Origin of the sequence: Kitasatospora phosalacinea (assembly GCF_000717185.1) — a bacterium.
Taxonomy (GTDB): Bacteria; Actinomycetota; Actinomycetes; order Streptomycetales; family Streptomycetaceae; genus Kitasatospora; species Kitasatospora phosalacinea_A.
The window spans coordinates 1-18,142 of the sequence record NZ_JNYE01000085.1 but is presented as its reverse complement, the minus strand read 5'-3'; the positions used below and the strand labels follow the sequence as shown (position 1 = coordinate 18,142).

The 18,142-nt window shown below is 75.2% G+C and carries 19 protein-coding genes; 12 read left to right on the top strand and 7 right to left on the bottom strand.

The window, feature by feature from the left end; genetic code table 11:
• Window positions 1-76: 76 nt before the first annotated feature.
• On the bottom strand, window positions 77-1,840 hold the full coding sequence (locus OO57_RS28760) for a PP2C family protein-serine/threonine phosphatase (protein WP_051778365.1): 1,764 nt from the start codon (window positions 1,838-1,840) through the stop codon (window positions 77-79).
• 295 nt (window positions 1,841-2,135) lie between these two features.
• Between OO57_RS28760 and OO57_RS28755 the strand changes: the two genes are divergently transcribed.
• Window positions 2,136-2,966 carry a pentapeptide repeat-containing protein gene (locus tag OO57_RS28755; protein ID WP_033255647.1) on the top strand — a complete coding sequence of 277 codons (831 nt, stop codon included), beginning with the start codon at window positions 2,136-2,138 and terminating at the stop codon, window positions 2,964-2,966.
• A 134-nt stretch (window positions 2,967-3,100) separates the two neighbouring features.
• Window positions 3,101-3,340 (top strand): hypothetical protein, encoded by a 240-nt coding sequence (locus OO57_RS28750; protein ID WP_158715258.1) that lies wholly within the window; start codon window positions 3,101-3,103, stop codon window positions 3,338-3,340.
• A gap of 202 nt (window positions 3,341-3,542) precedes the next feature.
• On the opposite strand, the gene OO57_RS28745 is transcribed toward OO57_RS28750, so the two are convergent.
• The 3 genes from OO57_RS28745 to OO57_RS28735 form a co-directional block, all read right to left on the bottom strand.
• Window positions 3,543-4,118, bottom strand: a complete 576-nt coding sequence (locus tag OO57_RS28745; RefSeq protein WP_033255614.1) for a rhodanese-like domain-containing protein — start codon at window positions 4,116-4,118, stop codon at window positions 3,543-3,545.
• Between the two features lie 168 nt (window positions 4,119-4,286).
• Window positions 4,287-5,270 carry a sulfite exporter TauE/SafE family protein gene (locus OO57_RS28740; protein WP_033255613.1) on the bottom strand — a complete coding sequence of 328 codons (984 nt, stop codon included), beginning with the start codon at window positions 5,268-5,270 and terminating at the stop codon, window positions 4,287-4,289.
• Window positions 5,267-5,641 (bottom strand): rhodanese-like domain-containing protein, encoded by a 375-nt coding sequence (locus OO57_RS28735; RefSeq protein ID WP_033255612.1) that lies wholly within the window; start codon window positions 5,639-5,641, stop codon window positions 5,267-5,269. The genes OO57_RS28740 and OO57_RS28735 overlap by 4 nt, the downstream gene beginning before the upstream one ends.
• Before the next feature lie 231 nt (window positions 5,642-5,872).
• Between OO57_RS28735 and OO57_RS28730 the strand changes: the two genes are divergently transcribed.
• Both OO57_RS28730 and OO57_RS28725 read left to right on the top strand, forming a co-directional pair.
• The gene (locus OO57_RS28730) at window positions 5,873-7,246 is read left to right on the top strand and encodes an MBL fold metallo-hydrolase (protein WP_033255611.1); all 1,374 of its coding nucleotides are present in this window, start codon (window positions 5,873-5,875) and stop codon (window positions 7,244-7,246) included.
• Between the two features lie 197 nt (window positions 7,247-7,443).
• Complete coding sequence (locus OO57_RS28725; protein WP_033255610.1) at window positions 7,444-7,710, top strand: metal-sensitive transcriptional regulator; 267 nt, start codon at window positions 7,444-7,446, stop codon at window positions 7,708-7,710.
• A gap of 97 nt (window positions 7,711-7,807) precedes the next feature.
• Here OO57_RS28725 and OO57_RS28720 read toward each other — a convergent pair whose 3' ends face one another.
• The 3 genes from OO57_RS28720 to OO57_RS28710 all read right to left on the bottom strand — a co-directional run bounded on the left by OO57_RS28720 (window position 7,808) and on the right by OO57_RS28710 (window position 9,966).
• Window positions 7,808-8,074, bottom strand: a complete 267-nt coding sequence (locus OO57_RS28720; protein WP_033255609.1) for a metal-sensitive transcriptional regulator — start codon at window positions 8,072-8,074, stop codon at window positions 7,808-7,810.
• A 63-nt stretch (window positions 8,075-8,137) separates the two neighbouring features.
• Window positions 8,138-9,031: a lysophospholipid acyltransferase family protein gene (locus OO57_RS28715; protein WP_051778364.1), complete on the bottom strand. Its 894-nt coding sequence runs from the start codon at window positions 9,029-9,031 to the stop codon at window positions 8,138-8,140.
• Window positions 9,028-9,966: a GNAT family N-acetyltransferase gene (locus OO57_RS28710; RefSeq protein ID WP_081974031.1), complete on the bottom strand. Its 939-nt coding sequence runs from the start codon at window positions 9,964-9,966 to the stop codon at window positions 9,028-9,030. Before OO57_RS28710 ends, OO57_RS28715 begins: the two co-directional genes overlap by 4 nt.
• 332 nt (window positions 9,967-10,298) lie before the next feature.
• On the opposite strand from OO57_RS28710, the gene OO57_RS44195 reads away from it, so the two are divergent.
• The 8 genes from OO57_RS44195 to OO57_RS28670 all read left to right on the top strand — a co-directional run bounded on the left by OO57_RS44195 (window position 10,299) and on the right by OO57_RS28670 (window position 18,064).
• On the top strand, window positions 10,299-10,499 hold the full coding sequence (locus OO57_RS44195; RefSeq protein WP_033255608.1) for a hypothetical protein: 201 nt from the start codon (window positions 10,299-10,301) through the stop codon (window positions 10,497-10,499).
• A 41-nt stretch (window positions 10,500-10,540) separates the two neighbouring features.
• Window positions 10,541-11,668, top strand: a complete 1,128-nt coding sequence (locus OO57_RS28700) for a DUF4037 domain-containing protein (RefSeq protein ID WP_033255644.1) — start codon at window positions 10,541-10,543, stop codon at window positions 11,666-11,668.
• A 169-nt stretch (window positions 11,669-11,837) separates the two neighbouring features.
• Window positions 11,838-12,962 carry an MFS transporter gene (locus tag OO57_RS28695; protein ID WP_418909918.1) on the top strand — a complete coding sequence of 375 codons (1,125 nt, stop codon included), beginning with the start codon at window positions 11,838-11,840 and terminating at the stop codon, window positions 12,960-12,962.
• Window positions 12,959-15,259 carry a molybdopterin oxidoreductase family protein gene (locus OO57_RS28690; RefSeq protein WP_033255607.1) on the top strand — a complete coding sequence of 767 codons (2,301 nt, stop codon included), beginning with the start codon at window positions 12,959-12,961 and terminating at the stop codon, window positions 15,257-15,259. Before OO57_RS28695 ends, OO57_RS28690 begins: the two co-directional genes overlap by 4 nt.
• Before the next feature lie 5 nt (window positions 15,260-15,264).
• On the top strand, window positions 15,265-15,882 hold the full coding sequence (locus OO57_RS28685) for a 4Fe-4S dicluster domain-containing protein (RefSeq protein ID WP_033255606.1): 618 nt from the start codon (window positions 15,265-15,267) through the stop codon (window positions 15,880-15,882).
• Complete coding sequence (locus OO57_RS28680) at window positions 15,879-16,550, top strand: ubiquinol-cytochrome c reductase iron-sulfur subunit (RefSeq protein ID WP_081974030.1); 672 nt, start codon at window positions 15,879-15,881, stop codon at window positions 16,548-16,550. The genes OO57_RS28685 and OO57_RS28680 overlap by 4 nt, the downstream gene beginning before the upstream one ends.
• A gap of 57 nt (window positions 16,551-16,607) precedes the next feature.
• Window positions 16,608-16,976, top strand: a complete 369-nt coding sequence (locus tag OO57_RS28675; RefSeq protein WP_033255605.1) for a hypothetical protein — start codon at window positions 16,608-16,610, stop codon at window positions 16,974-16,976.
• A gap of 215 nt (window positions 16,977-17,191) precedes the next feature.
• Window positions 17,192-18,064, top strand: coding sequence for a hypothetical protein (locus OO57_RS28670; protein WP_033255604.1), 873 nt, complete (start codon window positions 17,192-17,194; stop codon window positions 18,062-18,064).
• Window positions 18,065-18,142: the final 78 nt, after the last annotated feature.

The window sequence follows — 18,142 nt, the reverse complement described above, 5'->3', positions numbered from 1 at the left end:
TAGTAGGAGGGCAGTAGTGGGAGCGCAGTAGCAGGAGGGCCGCGGAAGGAGAGGCGGAGCGCCGGGGGCGGCCCGGTCAGGACGGCGACGTACGGTGGCGGACCCGGGCCACGAGCAGGGCGATGTCGTCCTCGGCGTCCTCCGGGGCGAGCGCGGCGAGGGTGGCGTCCAGCAGGGAGTCGAGCGAGGAGCCGGGCGGGAAGCCGGGCGCGCTGCCGGAGCCGAGCGCGCCCCCGGCGGGGAGTCGGAGTGCGGACAGGCGGGCCAGCGAGGCGTCGATGTCCTCGCCGCGCCGCTCCACCAGGCCGTCGGTGTACAGCAGCAGGGCGTGGTCGGTGCGCAGCTCCATGGTGGTCTGCTCGTAGCCGCCGACGCCGGTGCCCAGGGGCGGGCCGGTCGGCACCGCGATCAGCTCGGTGGCGTGCGGGGTGAGCAGCGCGGGCGGCAGGTGGCCCGCGCTGGCGAGGGTCCAGCGGGACCGGGCGGGGTCGGCGAGAGCCAGCACGCAGGTGGCGGGGCGGGCGTTCTCCTGTTCGGCGATCAGGGTGTCGAGCTGGCGCAGGATCCGGTGCGGCGGCAGGTCCATCGCGGCGACGTAGCGCAGCGTGGAGCGGTAGTTGCTCATGTCGACGGCGGCCTCGACGCCGTGCCCCATCACGTCGCCCATCGCGAGCAGGGTCCGTCCGAACGGCAGCCGCACCGTCTCGTACCAGTCGCCGCCGACCACGGAGGTGATGCCGGACGGCAGGTAGCGGGAGGCGAGTTCGAGGTTGGGGTGCGGGTTGCCGGGTTCGGCGAGCAGGGCCCGCTGGAGTTCCAGGGCGGTGTTCTGCGAGCGGGCGTAGCGCCGGGCGTGGTCGAGGGTGAGCGCGGCGCGCCCGGCGAGCGCGGCGAGGAGTTCGGTGTCCTCGTCGGTGAAGCCGAGCGAACTGCCGTGCGCCCGGCCCAGGGTGAGCACCCCGAGGGGCCGTCCGCGGGCGATCAGCGGCACCGCGAGCAGGCAGTCGACGCCCGCGGCCCGGCACGCGGACAGGGCGGCCCGGTCGGGTACGAGCGCGGCCAGTTCCTCGGCGGACAGCAGGTTGGCGGCCACCGGACGGCCCTCGGCGAGCGCCCGGGCGGCCACCGAGCCGGGGCGGTGCCGCACCGCCGGGCCGCCGGGGGGCACGGTCGCCAACGGGTCGGGCCGGTCGGGCAGGTCGGGCAGCTCCTTCCCGCAGGCCGTGGCGGCGCGCCGCAGCCGGGGGAGCGTACGGGCACTGCCCGGCGTGGTGGTGGCGGTGGCGGTGTCGCCGGTGTCGGGCGTGTCGAGCGGCAGCACGTCGACGAGGGCGAGGTCGGCGGAGCCGGGGACGGTGAACGCGGCGAGTTCCGCGCAGGTGGTGTCCGGGTCGAGGGTGGTGCCGATCCGCTCCGAACCGGCCTCCAGCAGGGCGAACCGGGCCCGGACGCGTTCGAGCTCGGCGCGGTGCGTGCCGGCGCCGCCCGGCAGCACGGCCAGCAGGCCGACCGGCGCGCCGTCCACCTCCAGCCTGCGGAAGTCGGCGGGCCGCCCGGCGAACGTCCCGGAACGCGGCCGCCCGTCGGCCAGGACGCGCGGGAGGGCCCGGTCCGGGTCCTCGACGGGGCGACCCGGCACGGCCGTCGGCGACACGCCCGTGACCTGCTGGAACGGCGGGTTCAGGTAGCGCCAGCGCAGCTCGCCGTCGAGCACCGCCACCGCCACGGGCAACTGGCCGAGCAGGGCGCCGACCAGCGCGTCACGTTCCACCCGCAGGGCCGCGGCGGCAGCCGCGAGCAGCGAATCCGTCGAGCCGTCGCCCGCCGATTCGGGCCGCACCCGTGACTCCTCCCTCAGCACGTCCCCCGTGGAGCCGCGGCGGGCCCGGTGCGCCGCCGTACCGCACGGCCCGGCACCCCCGCAGCCCGGGCGATCCGCACCCGGGGACCGCGCCATACTCGCCGGATCCGCCGAAGCCGAACCCGACACGGGGAGTGCTGTCGCCTCGCGGTGCGGGTGCGGGTGCGGGCGCAGGTACGGGTGCGGGTGCAGGTACGGGTGCGGGTTCGAGCACGGCCGGTCCGCCGGGGAGAATGGGGTGCACCACCACCCCCGCGACCGGAGGCTCCGCACCGTGACCGACCAGCAGCACCCCGTCCCGACCGGCCGTCGACTCGACCTGCTCGCCGACTGCTCCGCCTGCTTCGGGCTGTGCTGCGTCGCCCTGCCCTTCGCCAAGTCCGCCGACTTCGCGGCGAACAAGAACGCCGGCACGCCCTGCCGCAACCTGCAGGCCGACCACCGCTGCGGTATCCACTCCGTCCTGCGCGAGCGCGGCTACCAGGGCTGCACGGTCTTCGACTGCTTCGGAGCCGGGCAGAAGGTCTCCCGGCACACCTTCGGCGGACGCAGTTGGCGGGAGGACCCGCAGACCGCCGGGCAGATGTTCGAGGTCTTCCCGGTGATGCGCCAACTCCACGAGCTGCTGCGGTACTTGGCCGAGGCGCTGGAACTCCCGAAGGCCCGGCCGGTGCACGCCGAACTCCGCCGGGCGTTCGACGGGATCGAGGAACTGACCCTCCGGGACGCCGCCGCGCTGATCGCCGCCGACGTCCCCGGGATCCGGGCCGGTGCCAGCGAACTCCTGCTCCGGGCAAGCGAACTGACCCGGAACGCACTGCCCGGCAAGAAGCGCAACCACCGGGGCGCCGACCTGATCGGGGCCCGCCTGCGCGGCGCCGACCTGCGCGGGGCCAACCTGCGGGGCGCCTGCCTGATCGCGGCCGACCTGTCCGGCGCGGACCTGCGGGAGGCCGACCTGATCGGCGCGGACCTGCGCGACGCCGACCTGCGGGGCGCCGACCTGACCGGCGCGCTGTTCCTCACGCAGCCCCAACTCAACTCCGCCAAGGGCGATTCCGAGACCCGCATCGGCGCCGCACTGGCCCGCCCCGCGCACTGGTGAGACCCGTCGCGGGGCGCGGAAGGGGGCGCGCGGGGGCGCGCGCAGGCCGGTGAATCGGGATTAATTGCCTGCGGTCGGGGCGGAACCGGGCGTATGGTCATGAACTCCCCGACGCGAGAGGAGGATCATCCGCGATGGGAATGTTCAAGGACGCACCGCCCAGCGAACACCCGGACTTCACCCAACTGCGGTTCATGGCCGCGGGCACGCCCTCGTGGTGGAAGCGCAACCGCCACAAGGCACTCGGCGTGGCGGGCCTACTGGCCGGTTTCTGGCTGGCCAACCACTACGGCACCGCTGCCCCCGCCGCTTCCTGCACCCCGGCCGCCACCACGACCACCCCCGCCCCCCAGGGAGCGGCCGTCACTCGCTGAACCGCCCCACTGCGGCGCCGAGTCGGCCCCTCCCCGGCCGGCGCACGAAGGCCCCCGGCACCCCGCCCCGACCAGGGGAGGGGTACCGGGGGCCGAACTACCCGCAACTGCAAGAGAACTGACGAGAGATCAGGGAAAATGCGCGGACACCATCCGCTGCGCCCGGGCCGCCCGGAATTCCCGAACTACCGCACTGAAGACGTCACTTGCTGCCGTCGCGCAGCGCGGTGAGCGTCGCGCCGAGTGCGGCACCGGAGTTGCGCGGGCGGTTGTACGGGAGCTTGCCCAGCAGCGAGCCCATCGTGCAGGTGTTGCTGACCGCCGAGAACAGCAGGCCGCCGCCCATCGCGGCCGACACCCAGCGCACGCCCGGGACAGCCACGTCGACGACTATGCCCGCGAGCACCAGCGAACCGGCCACCAGCCGGACCTGCCGCTCCATCGCCCAGCGGGCCTTCTGGCCCGGCACCCGGTTCAGTGTTCCACCATTGGCGGCCCAGGCGGAGGTGCCGCCGTCGATGAGCAGCGCCTGCACGCCGGCCGAGGACAGCTGCTCGCAGGCGTTCAGGGCCCGGGCGCCGGAGGTGCAGGCGACGGCCAGCTCGCCGCGCTCGGCAGCGGCCCGCAGCGCGGGCAGGGCCTGCGTCAGCTGGTCGAGCGGCACGTTGTGGGCGCCCGGGATGTGCCCCCCGGCGAACTCGCCGGGGGAGCGGACGTCGATGACGGTCAGCTCGTGCAGTCGGGGCTGGAGCTGCTCGACGGTCAGGGGCGTGGTCATGGGGCGGGTCGGACCTTTCGGGAGGGGATGTCCCCGGCGCGCGGTGTGGACGGGCCGGGCAGGGAGGGGAGGAAACGGGACAAAAGGAGAGGGGGAACGTCCAAGGATGCCCGAGCGGTGCCGGGGACCGGAGGGCCGGAGAACCTGGGAGCGGTGGCCATGCAGGCGTCAGAGCACGGCGTCCACCAGCATCAGGGCGGCGACCGCCAGCAGGGCCCCGGCGAACAGCCGCTGCAGCGTGCGACCGGACAGCTTGGCCGCGAGCCGCTTGCCGTCCCAGGCGCCGAGGATCGCCGCGGCGGCGAACGGGCCGACCGTCGACCACGGGATCTCGGCGGCCACGCCCAGCCGGGGCAGCAGCGCGGCCAGCGAGTTCAGGGTGATCGCCAGCAGGCTGGTGCCGATCGCCTCGGCCATCGGGAACGCCAGGAAGGACACCAGTGCGGGTACCGCGAGGAACCCGCCGCCGACGCCCAGCACCCCGGTCGCCGCGCCCAGTCCGGCCCCCGCCAGCGCGGCCCGCCGCGCCGGAATGGGCACCCGGGGCGCGGGCCCGGCAGCGCCCGGGAGGGGAGCCGGAACGGAGTTCGTCCCCGCAGGGATCATCTCGGTCGCGAGGGCGACCGCCGCCCCCGCGCCACCGGGCGTCCGAGCGACCGCGGCTGCGGGCACCACCGGACGCGCCGCGCCACCGACGCCGACCTCGCACCCGGCGTCACCGACCTTGCACCCGGCGTCACCGACGTCACGGCCGGCGTCACCGATGCCGTCACTCGCGCCGCCCGCCGTCCGCCGCCCGCCCGCGAGCATCCGCCAGGCGGCCAGTGCGGCCAGCAGCGCGAACGCGGCGGTCAGGGCGGGGCCGGGCAGGTGGCGGGAGAGCGCGCCGCCGAGTGCGGCGAACGGGAGTCCGGCCGCGCCGAACAGCAGCCCCTCGCGCCAGCGGACGCGTCCGGCCCGGGCGTGGGCGACCAGGCCGGTGAGCGAGGTCACGGCGACGATCAGCAGGCTGGCGGTGGTCGCGGTGCCGGGCGTCAGCCCGATCAGGTAGATCAGCGCGGGGACGGCCAGCATGCTGCCGCCGCCGCCGAGCCCGCCCAGCGCCAGGCCGACCACCGCGCCGGCGGCCAGCGCGAGCAGGACGGTGCTCATATCGCGCCGCCGCAGCGACACGCGTCCCGGTGCACGGGCAGCCCGGCCCGCAGCCAGGCGCGCATCCCGCCGACCACGTTCACCGTCGGCAGCCCGTGCGCGTTCAGCAGTTCGGTGGCCGTCTGCGAGCGGCTCCCGGAGCGGCACACCGCCAGCACCAGCCGTCCGCCGCCCGCGGCCCGCGCGGCGCCGAGGCCCGCGGCGGTGCCGAGGTCGCCGAGCGGGGCGAGGGCCGCGCCGGGTGCGTGCAGTTCGGCGTGCTCCTCGGGCTCGCGGACGTCGAGCAGCACCGCCTCCCCGGCGGCGGCCAGACGGTGCGCCTCGGCGGGGTCGATCTGCGCGGGCGCGGGTGGCTGAGGGGTCCAGGCCACGGTGTCCTCCTGGGGCTGGGCGGGCGGTACGGGGGGTTCCGGCGGGTCCCGGGGCGGTGGACCGTCCTCGGGAAGATACCGGCGGGGGTATATCGTTGGTTTCGAGCATATACCCCCACCGGTATCGCCCCGGCGGGCCTCCTGGCCGAGAACTGCCTGCAACAATACCTACGGGGGTATCCGGGCCCGGATGTGGCCGCACCCTCACCCGACGCAGAGAAGAGGACTCCCGTGTTCTTCGCCCAGTACTACCTCGACTGCCTCTCCCAGGCCTCCTACCTGATCGCGGACGAGACCACCGGCCGCGCCGTGGTGGTCGACCCGCGGCGGGACGTGGACGAGTACCTCGCGGAGGCCGGGTCCCGCGGCTTCACGGTCGTGGGCGTCATCAACACCCACTTCCACGCCGACTTCCTCTCCGGCCACCTCGAACTCGCCGACCGCACCGGCGCCTGGATCGGCTACGGCCGCCGCGCCGAGACCGAGTACCCGATCCGCAAGCTCGCCGACGGCGAGCGGATCAGCCTCGGCGACGTCGTCCTGGAGGTCGTGGAGACGCCCGGTCACACCCCCGAGTCGATCAGCGTCCTGGTCCGCGAGCACGCCGAGGACGCCGTCCCGTACGGGGTGCTCACCGGCGACGCGCTGTTCGTCGGCGACGTCGGCCGCCCCGACCTGCTGGCCTCCGCGGGCGTCACCGCCGACCAGCTCGGCCGGATGCTGTACGACAGCGTCCAGCGCAAGCTGATGGCGCTGCCGGACGAGGTCCGGGTCTTCCCCGCGCACGGCGCGGGCTCCGCCTGCGGCAAGAACCTGTCCACCGAGCGGCAGTCCACCATCGGGCAGCAGCGCGCCACCAACTACGCCTGCGCGCCGATGACCGAGGACGAGTTCGTGGCCATCGTCACCGCCGGACAGCCCACCGCGCCCGGCTACTTCGGCTACGACGCCGACCTCAACCGCCGCGAGCGCGACCTGTTCGACGCCGCCGCGCTCGCCGTCCCGCTGGACGCCGGGGCCTTCCTCGCCCGCCGCGCCGAGGAGGGCACGGTGGTGGTCGACGCCCGCGACCCGCTGGAGTTCGCCGCCGGGCACCTCGCCGGGGCCGTCAACGTCCCCGCCGACGGCCGCTTCGCCGAGCAGGCGGGCACCGTCCTCGACCCGGCCTGGCCGCTGCTGGTGATCGCCCCCGGGGGCCGTGAGCAGGAGACCGTCACCCGGCTCGCCCGGATCGGCTTCGACCGCGTCGCCGGATACCTCGCCGACCCCGAGACGGCCTTCCGCGCCGTCCCCGAGCAGATGCGCCGGGCGCCCCGCCGCACCGTCGCCGACCTGCGCACCGAACTCGCCGGAGCCGAACCGCCGCTGGTCATCGACGTCCGCGGCGAGGGCGAGCGCGCGGACGGGCACATCCCCGGCTCCGTCCACCTCCCGCTCGCCGAACTCCCGCACCGCATCGCCGAGGTGCCGCGCGACCGCCAGGTCGTCGTGCACTGCGCGGGCGGCCACCGCTCCTCCATCGCGGCCAGCCTGCTGCGCCACCACGGCCACCCGCACACCTCCGACCTGCTCGGCGGCTACGGCGCCTGGGAGGCCGCGGCCTGAGCCGCCCGGGGGCAGCAGAGGACAACAGGGGGCAACGGGGGCAACGGGGGAGGGCCGGGGCGTCCGGCGGGCGAGGGAATGCGCCGCCCGCCGGGCGGGTTGATACCGGAGGGGGTATGGGTGCCGCGCCGCACGGTGCGGTACGGACCCGGGGGCGGGCCGCGACCGGCGCCCGCCGAGGACGAGGAGGAGACCCGATGCAGGTGGGCGACGAGGCCGTCGGTGCGGTGCTGAACCGGCTGCGCCGGGCACAGGGCCAACTGGCCGGCGTGATCGCGATGATCGAGGCCGGCCGCGACTGCAAGGACGTGGTGACCCAGCTCGCCGCCGTCTCCAGGGCCCTGGACCGGGCCGGGTTCAAGATCGTGGCCAGCGGCATGCGCCAGTGCCTGGCCGAGTCGGAGGAGGGCGCGGCCCCGATGAGCGAGGCCGAACTGGAGAAGCTCTTCCTGGCCCTTGCTTGAGCGGGCGGAAAACCGCTCGCGTGCACCGCTGCTTGAGCGAGCGGAAAGCCGCTCGCGTGCACCGCGTTCCGGCGCGGTGCACGGCGGGCGGCAGCGGTCAGGCCAGGGTGAGGAACATCTTCTCCAGCTCCGCCTCCGTCATCGGGGCGGTCCCCTCCTCGGCCTCCGCCAGGCACTGGCGCATGCCACTGGCGAGGATCTTGAACCCGGCCCGGTCCAGCGCGCGCGAGACGGCGGCGAGCTGCGTGACCACGTCCTTGCAGTCGCGCCCGGCCTCGATCATCGCGATCACGCCGCTCAGCTGGCCCTGTGCCCGGCGCAGCCGGTTCAGCACCGCGCCGACGGCCTCCTCGTCCACCTGCATCGAGCACCTCCTCGCCCTCTTCTGAACTCGCCCGATCATACGGGAGGCACCCGACCCGCCCGCCTACCCGCCGACCCCCACCGCCCGCGCGGGCCCCGCCACCCGGGCCGGACGTTCCACGGGGTGCGCGCGGGCAGTGCGGCCGGGAGCGCCGGAAGAGTCCCGCAGGTGCTCCACCACCCGCTGGGCCGCCGCCGCGAGCCGGCGCCGGTCCGGGAACAGCGCGGGCGGCAGCTGCGGCAGGAACTCGACCTCCGCGCGCAGGCCCCGCACCGACACCACCCGCCACACCGAGGCCAGCAGCCCGTCCTCGCCGACGAACGCGGGCGCGGTGCTGGGACGGCCGTCCGCGGTGCGGTAGCGCAGCGCCACCGGCTGCACGGGGACGTCCGCCCGCACCGCCGCCTCGAACAGCGCCGGGCGGAACCGCCCGCCCCCGCGCCCGCACCAGGTGCTGCCCTCCGGGAAGACCACCACCCGCCCGCCGCGGCGCAGCACCGCCGCGATCTCCTCGACCGTGCCGGGCAGCGCCCGCAGCCGCTCGCGGTCGATGAAGATCGTGCCGCCCCAGCAGGTCAGCGGGCCCAGCACCGGCCAGCGGCCGACCTCGCTCTTGGCCAGCATCCGGCCCGGCCGGACGGAGCCGACCAGCAGGACGTCGAGCCACGAGACGTGGTTGGACACCAGCAGCGAGCCGCCGGAGTGCCGCCCCGGCACGCCGACCGCCCGCACCCGCACGCCCAGCACGGCCAGCAGCAGCCGCGCCCACCAGCGCACCAGCCGCTCCGCGGGCAGCCACGCCAGCGCCCGCACCACCGGCACCGCCGCCAGCCCGGCGGCCAGCACCAGCAGGCAGCCGGCCAGCCGCAGCACCCGCACCGGCAGGCCCGCCCGCGGCCCGGCGACCGTCACGCAGTCGCCGGGCGTGCACGGCGCGGTCGGCAGCCAGGCGCTCATGCCGCCGTCCCCGCGGACGCCGTTCCGCGCGGCGACGCCACGGCGACCGGCGGGACGGGAGCGGGCCCGGGGACGGGAGCGGGCCCGGACCCGCCCGGGGCGCCCCCGAGGACCGCCGAGACCGGCAGCTCCGCCGCGGCCGCCAGGAAGTGCCGCAGGTAGCGCGGGTCGGTGCGCTCCAGCGACAGCAGCACGTACAGGTCCGCCACGCCGAAGTCCGGGTCATAGGCGGGCTCGCCGCACACCCACGCCCCCAGCCGCAGGTAGCCGCGCAGCAGCGCCGGGACGGGCGTGCGGCCCTCACGGGACACGCCCCGCGCCGACCACGGGCGCAGCGGGGTGACCCGGTACTGCGGCGGGGCCAGGTGCTTGGCGGAGACGGCGTCCCACACCCCGGCGGCGGTCGCGCCGCCGTCGGCCAGCGGCACCGAGCAGCAGCCCGCCAGCCAGGCGTTGCCGGTGGCGGTCATGTAGCGGGCGATGCCGCCCCACATCAGGTTGATCACGGCGCCGTTGCCGCGGTGCGCCGCGGCGATGCAGGACCGCCCGACCTCCACCAGCCCGTCCCGCAGCCCGCCCAGCCGGGCCAGGTCGAACTCGCTGTCGGAGTACAACCGGCCCGCCCGGCGCGCCTGTTCGGGCCGCAGCAGCCGGTACGTGCCGACCACCTCGCCGCCGGGCTGCTCGCGCACCAGCAGGTGGTCGCAGAACTCGTCGAACGGGTCGGCGTCCAGGCCGGGCAGCGGCGAGTCCAGCACCGCGCCCATCTCGTCCGCGAACACCTGGTGGCGCAGCCGCTGGGCGTCCCGCACGTCCTCCATGGTCCGGGCGAACGCCAGCTGGTACGTGGGCGGTTGGGGCTCGGGCCGCCGGTCCGACGACGGCCGGGCGGGCTGGGCGGGGAACTGTCCGGGACGGGCGGGGGCGGTGGTCATGGCGGGACTCTCCGGGATCTCGGGGCGCGGTAGGGTGGCGACGGACGGCACGGGACGGCACGCAACGACAGGGGCGCTCGCACCCGGACCGCCGGTCCGGCGGCGCCGGCCACGGGCGGCACCCGTATGTCTCCCCGACCCGACTGGCCCTGAGATGGCCGTCCGTGGGAGACCAGATGTGCACGTGCTGAATGCCGGGTTCGGCCCCGCGGCACGCCCCGGCCCCGGCACCCGCCGCGGCCTGCGCACGGCGTGATCCGGTCGCCCCCCGGCCATTTGGCGGACGCCGACTCTTCCCCCGGGAGTCACGCCCCTCTGCCAGCGTTCCCGACATGCCGCACACGGGCGCGAACGCCCACCCGGGCCGGTACCGGTGGCTCGGACTGCTGGGCTCGCTCGCCCTCGCCGCCGACGGACTCACCTCCGGCGCCCTGCCCGCCGCCACCACCGGCCCCGCGCTGCGCGCCTCCGGCGGCGCGGGTACCGCCCTGGTCTTCGCGGGTCTGACCGCCGCACGTCGAGCCGCCCGTTAAGCGGTGGCCCCCTCCGGTCGTGCTCCGCCACAGTGGGCCGCATGACCGCACCCGGCCCCGCCGCCCCGCCCTTCGTCCCCGGCCTCGACCTCGCCCGGGCGCTGTACGAGGAGGCCGTCCGCCCGCTCCTGGAGCGCGCCCACCCGGGCCTGCGCCACGCGGCCGCGCGGATCGGCCCCGGATCGGAGGTGCTCGGCTTCGACAGCGCCCGCTCCGCCGACCACGACTGGGGGCCGCGCCTACAGCTCTTCCTGGACCCGGCGGACGCCCGCCGCCACGGCCCCGCGATCCGCGAACTGCTCGCCGAACGCCTGCCCGGGCACGTCCGCGGCTGGTCCACCCACTACCGTGCCACCGGCGACCCGGACAACCCGGTCAGCCACCTCGCCCCGCCGCCCGCCGACGGCCCGGTCGACCACCGCGTCACCGTCCACGACCTGCCCGGCTGGCTCGCCGAGCGCCTCGGCCCGCCCGCCGCCGCCTGGGCCGACAGCGCCCCCGGCCCCGTCGACTGGCTGGCCCTCCCGCAGCAGCGGCTCGCCGAGTTCACCGGCGGCGCGCTCTTCCACGACGGCCTCGGCACCCTCACCGCCGCCCGCGAGCGCCTGCGTTGGTACCCCGACCAGGTGTGGCGCCACCTGCTGGCCTGCCAGTGGCAGCGGATCGCCCAGGAGGAGGCGTTCGTCGGCCGCTGCGCCGAGGCCGGGGACGAGCTCGGCGCGGCCCTGCTCACCGCCCGTCTGGTCCGCGACCTGATGCGGCTGGCCTTCCTGACGGACCGCCGCTACGCCCCGTACGGCAAGTGGCTCGGCAGCGCCTTCGCCCGCCTCGGCAGCGCCCCCGCGCTGGCCCCCGCCCTGCGCGCGGCCCTCGCCGCCCCCGACCAGGCCGCCCGCGAACGGCACCTGTGCGCGGCGTACGAGGCCGCGGCCCGCGCCCACAACGCGCTCGGCCTGACCGAGCCGCTCGACCCGGCCTGCCGCCGCTACCACGACCGCCCGTACCTCGTCCTGCACGCCGACCGCTTCGCCCGGGCCCTGCAACGGACCGTCACCGCACCGGAGTTGCGCGACCGGCCGCTGACCGGTGCCGTCGACCAGTGGGCCGACAGCACCGACCTGCTCGCCCACCCGCAGGCCGTCCGGGCCGCCGTCGACGCCCTCGGCTGAGCCCCGCCCCGGCGCCGCCGGGATGGTCGGGCGCGCCGACCGCTCGCCCGTTCGGCCCAGCGACGCGCCGCTGGTGGCGCAGTGGGCGGGCACCCCGCAGGGGTGATCGCTAGCGTCCGGCGGAGAGAACGTCAGATCGAGTGGCTCGTCGAGCGCTAGGAGAGTGCGCGTGGCCGGGACAGCGCCGCCCCCGCAGGGCAGACCGATCGGTGACAGCCAGGTCGAGGGCGGCGCGCCGGGGGTGGTGGCCTCGACCACCCGGACGACGGCGGTGCGGGCCTCGCTGATCGCCGGGGCGGCGAGCGTGCTGCTGGTGGTGGCGATCGTGCTGGGCAGCCGCCTGCTGCGGGACTTCGACTCGGCGCTGGTGCCGTACGCGGTGGCCACGGTGTTCCTCACCTTCGGCGTGGTGTACCGCTACGTGGTGTGGGTCTCCGCGCCCGCCGCCCGCCGGATGTTCGTGCAGGGCTGGAAGGCCGCGCTGTCCTGGGAGAACCTGAAGCGCTCGCCCGCCGCCCTGCCGAAGATGATCGCCACCTACCTGGGCTTCCAGAAGTTCCTCGGCGCCCGCTCGCACGCCCGCTGGGCGGCACACCAACTGATCTTCTGGGGCTGCCTGCTGGCCGCGGCGATCACCTTCCCGCTGACCTGGGGCTGGTTCACCTTCACCTCCGCCAGCGCGGCCGGGCCGGGCTACGAGATGCGGCTGTGGGGCCTGCGGCTGTTCGGCTTCGACTCCGGCAGCTTCCTCGGCTGGGCGCTCTACCACGGCCTCGACCTGGCCGCGGTGATGGTGATCGGCGGCGCCGGCTACTTCCTGTGGCGGCGGATGCGCGACCGCGCCGCGACCACCGGCCAGCGCTTCGGCTACGACTTCCTGCCGCTGCTGGCGCTGATCACCATCTCGGTCACCGGCCTGCTGCTGACCTTCTCGGAGATGTTCCTGCACGGCGGCGGCTACGAGTTCCTGGCGATCCTGCACATGGCCTCGGTCGTGCTGACCCTGGTCTACCTGCCGTTCGGCAAGTTCTTCCACATCGTGCAGCGCCCGGCCGCGGTCGGCATGCAGCTGTTCAAGTACACGGCGCGGCGCAAGGGTTCGGACGACCAGGAGCTGCAGGCGTGCAAGCGCTGCGGCCAGCCGATCGACACCGTCGCGGCGGTGGACAACCTGCGCGCCACGATGCGCGACCTGAAGCTGGGCTTCGACGAGTGGGCCGAGTACTGCCCCCGTTGCAAGCGGGTGCTGCGCGGCACCGCCTACCTGTCGAACGTCAAGCGGGGGTTCAAGTGAGCCACGAGCACGTCCCGTTGGACCCGAGCGTCGCCCCGCTCGGGACCCGCAACTTCCGCGACGCGGGCGGCCTGCCCGCCGCGGCCTGGCGGGCCGACCAGACCGAGCAGACCCTCGTCCCCACGCACTGCTGCTTCTGCGGCGTGCAGTGCGGCATGTACCTGCGGGTGAACGCCCAGGGCAAGGTGTTCGGTGTCGAGCCGCGCAACCACGACATCAACCGGATGCGCCTGTGCCCCAAGGGCATCAACGCGTACCAGCAGGTCAACCACCCCGACCGGCTGACCGCGCCGCTGATGCGCCGCAGCCGCGACGAGCCGTTCCGGGAGGTGGGCTGGGAGGAGGCGCTGGACTTCACCGTCGCCGAGATCAACCGGATCCAGGCCGAGAGCGGCCGGGACGCGTTCGGGATGCTCGGCGGGGCCAGCCTGTTCTCCGAGAAGACCTACCTGGTGGGCAAGTTCGCCCGGGTCGCGCTGAAGACCCGGCACGTGGACTACAACGGCCGCCTGTGCATGGTCAGCGCGGCGGGCGCCAACAAGCTGGCCTTCGGCATCGACCGGGCGGGCAACCCGTTCTCCGACATCCTGCAGACCCAGTGCCTCCTGATCGCCGGGTCGAACGTCGGCGAGTGCTTCCCCGTCATGACCCAGTACGTGTGGGGCGCCCGGGACCGCGGCGCCACCCTGATCGTCGTCGACCCGCGCGAGACCGCGGTCGCCCGCACCGCCGACATCCACGTCGCGCTCAAGTCCGGTACGGACTCGGCGTTCTTCAACGCCGTGCTGCACGTCATCGTCGAGGAGGGCCTCACCGACGAGGTGTTCCTGGCCGAGCACACCACCGGCTGGGCCGAGGTCAAGGCCGCCGTCAAGGCGTACCCGCCGAGCCGGGCCGCCGAGATCTGCGGCGTCCCGGCGGAGCAGATCGTCCAGGTGGCCCGGGTGTTCGGGACGGCCGACCGGGCGATGGCCTGGCACGCGCGCGGCATCGAGCACCACACCCAGGGCGTGGAGAACTGCCTGACCGTCATCAACCTGTGCACCGCCACCGGCAACCTGGGCCGCCCGGGCGCCGGTTACGGCACCATCACCGGCCAGGGCAACGGCCAGGGCGGCCGCGAGCACGGCCAGAAGTCCGACCTGCTGCCCGGCGGCCGCTCCATCAACGACCCGGTGCACCGCCGCCAGGTCGCCGCGATCTGGGGCATCGAGGAGTCCGAACTCCCGCAGGCCGGAACCTCGATGATGGAGATGGTCTGGCAGATGCAGCGCGGCGAGATCCGCGGCCTGATCGGCGTCTGCAACAACCCGTTCGTCTCGCTGCCCAACTACGCGGTGGTGAAGGACGGTTACGACAAGCTGGAGTTCCACGCCCAGTTCGACTTCTTCCTCTCCGAGACCGCCGCCAACGCGCACGTGGTCTTCCCGGTCACCACCTGGGCCGAGGACGAGGGCGTCATGGCCAACGCCGAGGCCCGGGTGGTCAAGCACAACAAGGCCCAGGAGCCGCCCGAGGGCGTGCGCACCGACACCTGGGTGATGTGCGAGATCGCCCGACGCCTCGGCCAGGGCAGCAAGTTCGCCTTCGAGGGCTCCAAGGACGTCTTCGACGAACTGCGCCGCGCCTCGGCGGGCACCGTCATCGACTACTACGGCATCACCTACGAGCGCCTGGAGGAGACCGGCGGCATCGCCTGGCCCTGCCCCAGCCTCGACCACCCGGGCACGCCCCGGCTGTTCGAGGGCGGCAGGACCTCCCACCCGGACGGCAAGGTGCACATGCAGGTGGTGGAGTGGCACCCGCCCGCCGACCCGTACAGCGACGAGTACCCGATGACGCTGACCACCGGGCGCACCGTCGCGCACTTCCTGTCCGGCAACCAGACCCGGCGCCTGGGCGGCCTGGTCGAGCAGACGCCCCGCCCCTGGGTGGAGGTGCACCCCTCGCACGGGTTTCGCAACGGGGAGCCGGTGCGGGTGGTGACCCGGCGCGGCAGCGAGGTGCTGCCCGCGCTGGTGACCGAGGCGATCCGCCCCGACCACGTGTTCGTGCCCTACCACTGGCCGTACCCCGTCGCGGCGAACGTCCTGACCGTCGACGCCCTGGACCCGCGCTCGAAGATCCCCGAGTACAAGGTGTGCGCGGTGCGGATCGAACGGGCCGAGGCCATCGACCCGGTGCCCGCGCCGCCCGTCCCGCCGGGTCGCGAGGCCTACCCGGAGGCCCAGGTCTCGCGCACCGACCCGCTGCCGCCGACCTCGCCGCAGGGCCGCGGCACCGCCGAGAGGGGCTGACCGAGATGCTGGGACGCACCATCTTCATCGACCCGGGCCGCTGCATCGGCTGCCAGGCCTGCGTGTCGGCCTGCCGCGAGTGCGACTCGCACCGGGGCAAGTCGATGATCCACCTGGACTACCCGGACGAGGGCCACACCGTCGCCTCGCTGCCGACCGTGTGCATGCACTGCGAGGACCCGGTCGCGCCGTGCGCCGAGGTCTGCCCGGCCGAGGCGATCCTGATCACCGCGGACGGCGTGGTGCAGGAGGCCGACCCGACCCGCTGCATCGGCTGCGCGAACTGCGTCAACGCCTGCCCGTTCGGCGTGCCCAAGATCGATCTGGAGGCGAAGCTCCAGATGAAGTGCAACCTCTGCTACGACCGCACCTCCTACGGCCTGGCCCCGATGTGCGCCACGGTCTGCCCCACCGGCGCCCTGTTCTACGGCACCGTCGAGGAACTGCAGGCCGAGCGGCCCGGCGTGGACGTCTCCACGATGTTCGCGTTCGGCGACACCGTGGTCTCCACCGGCGTCGCCATGGTGGTGCCGGGCGAGCGCCGAACTCCCGTCCCCGGCGGGATGCTGAACCTGATCGAGGTCAACGGGCGCCCCACGCCCGGGAACGGAGCCAGGGCGTGACCAGCCCCGCCAACTCCCCCCAGCCGTACGGCCCGGACGGCGGCCCCGGCGGCCCCGGCGGCCCCGGCAGCCCCGACGGCCCCGACGGCCACCGGGCCGAGCAGGCCGCGCTGAAGGAACGGATCAGCGCCGACTCGCTGACCACCCGGCGCGACTACCTGCGGATCGTCGCCACCGTCTCCGGCGGCCTGGTGGTCGGCTCCACGGTGGTCTCGGCCGGCGTGCTGCACCGCCACGGCGACGGCGCCGCAGCGCCGTTGAGGGTCGCCGACCGGCTGGAACCCGGCGACGCGGTCACCTTCGACTACCCCGGCGAGGACGACCGGGCGATGGCGATCCGGCTGCCCGACGGCACCCTGGTCGGCTACTCCACGGTCTGCACCCACCTCGCCTGCGGCGTGCTGTGGCGGCGCGACCACGGCGCCGACGGCGACCTCTACTGCCCGTGCCACGAAGGGCAGTTCGACTCCCGCACCGGCGAGGTCACCGGCGGCCCGCCGCCCCGCCCGCTGCCCCGGGTGGTGATGGCGGAACGGGCCGACGGCTCGGTCTGGGCGGTCGGCACCATCCGCTCCGGCGAGGAGACACTGACCGGCGTGTGCCGGACCCTGCGCGACCCGGAACTCATCGCCGCCGCCAACTGCCCCAGCCGCAAGAGCGGCAAGTGAGATGACCGGCACGCGAGTTGAACCGACGATCCGTCAACTCCCCTGTGGAGGTGCGTGATGAGCGTTCCCGAAGGCCACTACCCGGAGGGCTACCACCCCGGCAGCGACGAGCCCAGGCTCAACCGGCCCGTCCACGAGCGCTACCCGCAGATCCGGGCCACCTCCGGCTACGCCGACCCGCGGGTCTCCGCCACCGGCCCCGGCCCCGGCGCGGGCACCGACCAGCAGCCCGAACGGTCGGCCATCCTGTCCGCCCGGGTCGCCCTGGCCGTCACCATCGTGATCGGCCAGCTGTGGGCCCTGAACACCGCCACCAACGCCTGGATGAGCGGCCACACGGCCACCGCCTGGTGGTGCACGGGGTTCAGCGCCGCCTCCTTCCTGGTCGTCCTGCTCGCCTGGCGGATCTCCCCCAACGACCGCTGACCGCAGGAAGGTTGCGCGCCGTCGGCGGTGCACAGGGCACGAACGGTCACGATTCGCCGCCGTCCGCGCCACCGCGTTCCCGAACCGGCCGGCGCCCCGTACGCTGTCCCCCTGGCCGCGCGAACGGCCGACGGGACAGACCGCGGGGCGGCCGGCCGGACGCGTCGGCACCCGCGGGGGGTGCGCGCCGCACGGGCGCGGGAAGGGTACGGCGCATGTCGGAGCAACTCACCACCGAGGCGGTCCAGCCCAGGCCGTTCCCCGACCGGCAGGCCGTCCTCCGCGCGGCCGTCCTCGTCCCGGTCACCGTCGCCCACATGCACGACGCCCACCCCCACCGGCCGCTCGCCCTCGCCGCCACCGAACCCGTCGACGCCCGCACCGGCGGCCTCGACTGGGACCAGGCCACCCGCCGCCTGGTCGTCCGCCCCGAACCCGCCCAGGTGGTCGGCGCCCGGATCGAGATCCTCACCGTCGGCGACCACCCGCTCGGCCACGCCGTCAAACACCCCGGCGGAGAAGTGAGTTGGCCCGAGTGGGCCCAGCTCGGCGACACCCCCGTGACCTGGCACGGACAGCCCGAACTGCTCACCGAAGGCGCCGCCCACCCCTGCCGGCTGCACCTCACCGGCGAGCAGCGCGCCCTGCTGGTGCAGGCCGAGGGCGAACACGGACTCGACTTCAACGAGGCACTGCTGCGCGTCACCCGCCCGATCGCCGACGCCCTCGGAGCGATCCCGCCCGGCCTGGAGCGCACCGAGGCGCTCGGCCGCCTGGTCGGGGCGCTGATCGACGCCGGCGCCCGCTACCTCGTCCCCGCCGACCCGCACCACCTGCCCGGCTGGCAGCCGCACCTGCAGCGCGCCCTGCAGGCCCTCGACGCCCAGGCCCGCCGCCACCGCGACGAGCGGCCCACGCCCGCGACCGCCCCCCACCGGCCCGTCCGCTACGACGCCCTGGTGCAGGCCGGGTACGACGGGGAGCCGGAGATCGTGCTGACGCCGGTGCTGCGCCGGGGCGGGCAGTGGCTGGCGGCGATGGACCCGACCGCGCTCGACCTGCCGCATTACCGCGGCTCCGGCTGGTAGCCGGGGAGTGGGGGAGTGGAGAAGCCGGGGCCGGGGAGTGGGGGAGCGGGGAAGCCGGGGCCGGGGAGTGGGGGAGCG

Bases quoted from the DNA above. Each gene is read 5' to 3' on its own strand.
- OO57_RS28715 (WP_051778364.1), bottom strand. From the start codon at position 9,031: ATGAGCGCCTGGCTGCCGACCGCGCCGTGCACGCCCGGCGACTGCGTG.
- OO57_RS28685 (WP_033255606.1), top strand. From the start codon at position 15,265: ATGCTGGGACGCACCATCTTCATCGACCCGGGCCGCTGCATCGGCTGC.
- OO57_RS28670 (WP_033255604.1), top strand. From the start codon at position 17,192: ATGTCGGAGCAACTCACCACCGAGGCGGTCCAGCCCAGGCCGTTCCCC.
- OO57_RS28750 (WP_158715258.1), top strand. From the start codon at position 3,101: ATGGGAATGTTCAAGGACGCACCGCCCAGCGAACACCCGGACTTCACC.
- OO57_RS28720 (WP_033255609.1), bottom strand. From the start codon at position 8,074: ATGCAGGTGGACGAGGAGGCCGTCGGCGCGGTGCTGAACCGGCTGCGC.
- OO57_RS28745 (WP_033255614.1), bottom strand. From the start codon at position 4,118: ATGACCACGCCCCTGACCGTCGAGCAGCTCCAGCCCCGACTGCACGAG.
- OO57_RS28675 (WP_033255605.1), top strand. From the start codon at position 16,608: ATGAGCGTTCCCGAAGGCCACTACCCGGAGGGCTACCACCCCGGCAGC.
- OO57_RS44195 (WP_033255608.1), top strand. From the start codon at position 10,299: ATGCCGCACACGGGCGCGAACGCCCACCCGGGCCGGTACCGGTGGCTC.
- OO57_RS28725 (WP_033255610.1), top strand. From the start codon at position 7,444: ATGCAGGTGGGCGACGAGGCCGTCGGTGCGGTGCTGAACCGGCTGCGC.
- OO57_RS28700 (WP_033255644.1), top strand. From the start codon at position 10,541: ATGACCGCACCCGGCCCCGCCGCCCCGCCCTTCGTCCCCGGCCTCGAC.
- OO57_RS28740 (WP_033255613.1), bottom strand. From the start codon at position 5,270: ATGAGCACCGTCCTGCTCGCGCTGGCCGCCGGCGCGGTGGTCGGCCTG.
- OO57_RS28710 (WP_081974031.1), bottom strand. From the start codon at position 9,966: ATGACCACCGCCCCCGCCCGTCCCGGACAGTTCCCCGCCCAGCCCGCC.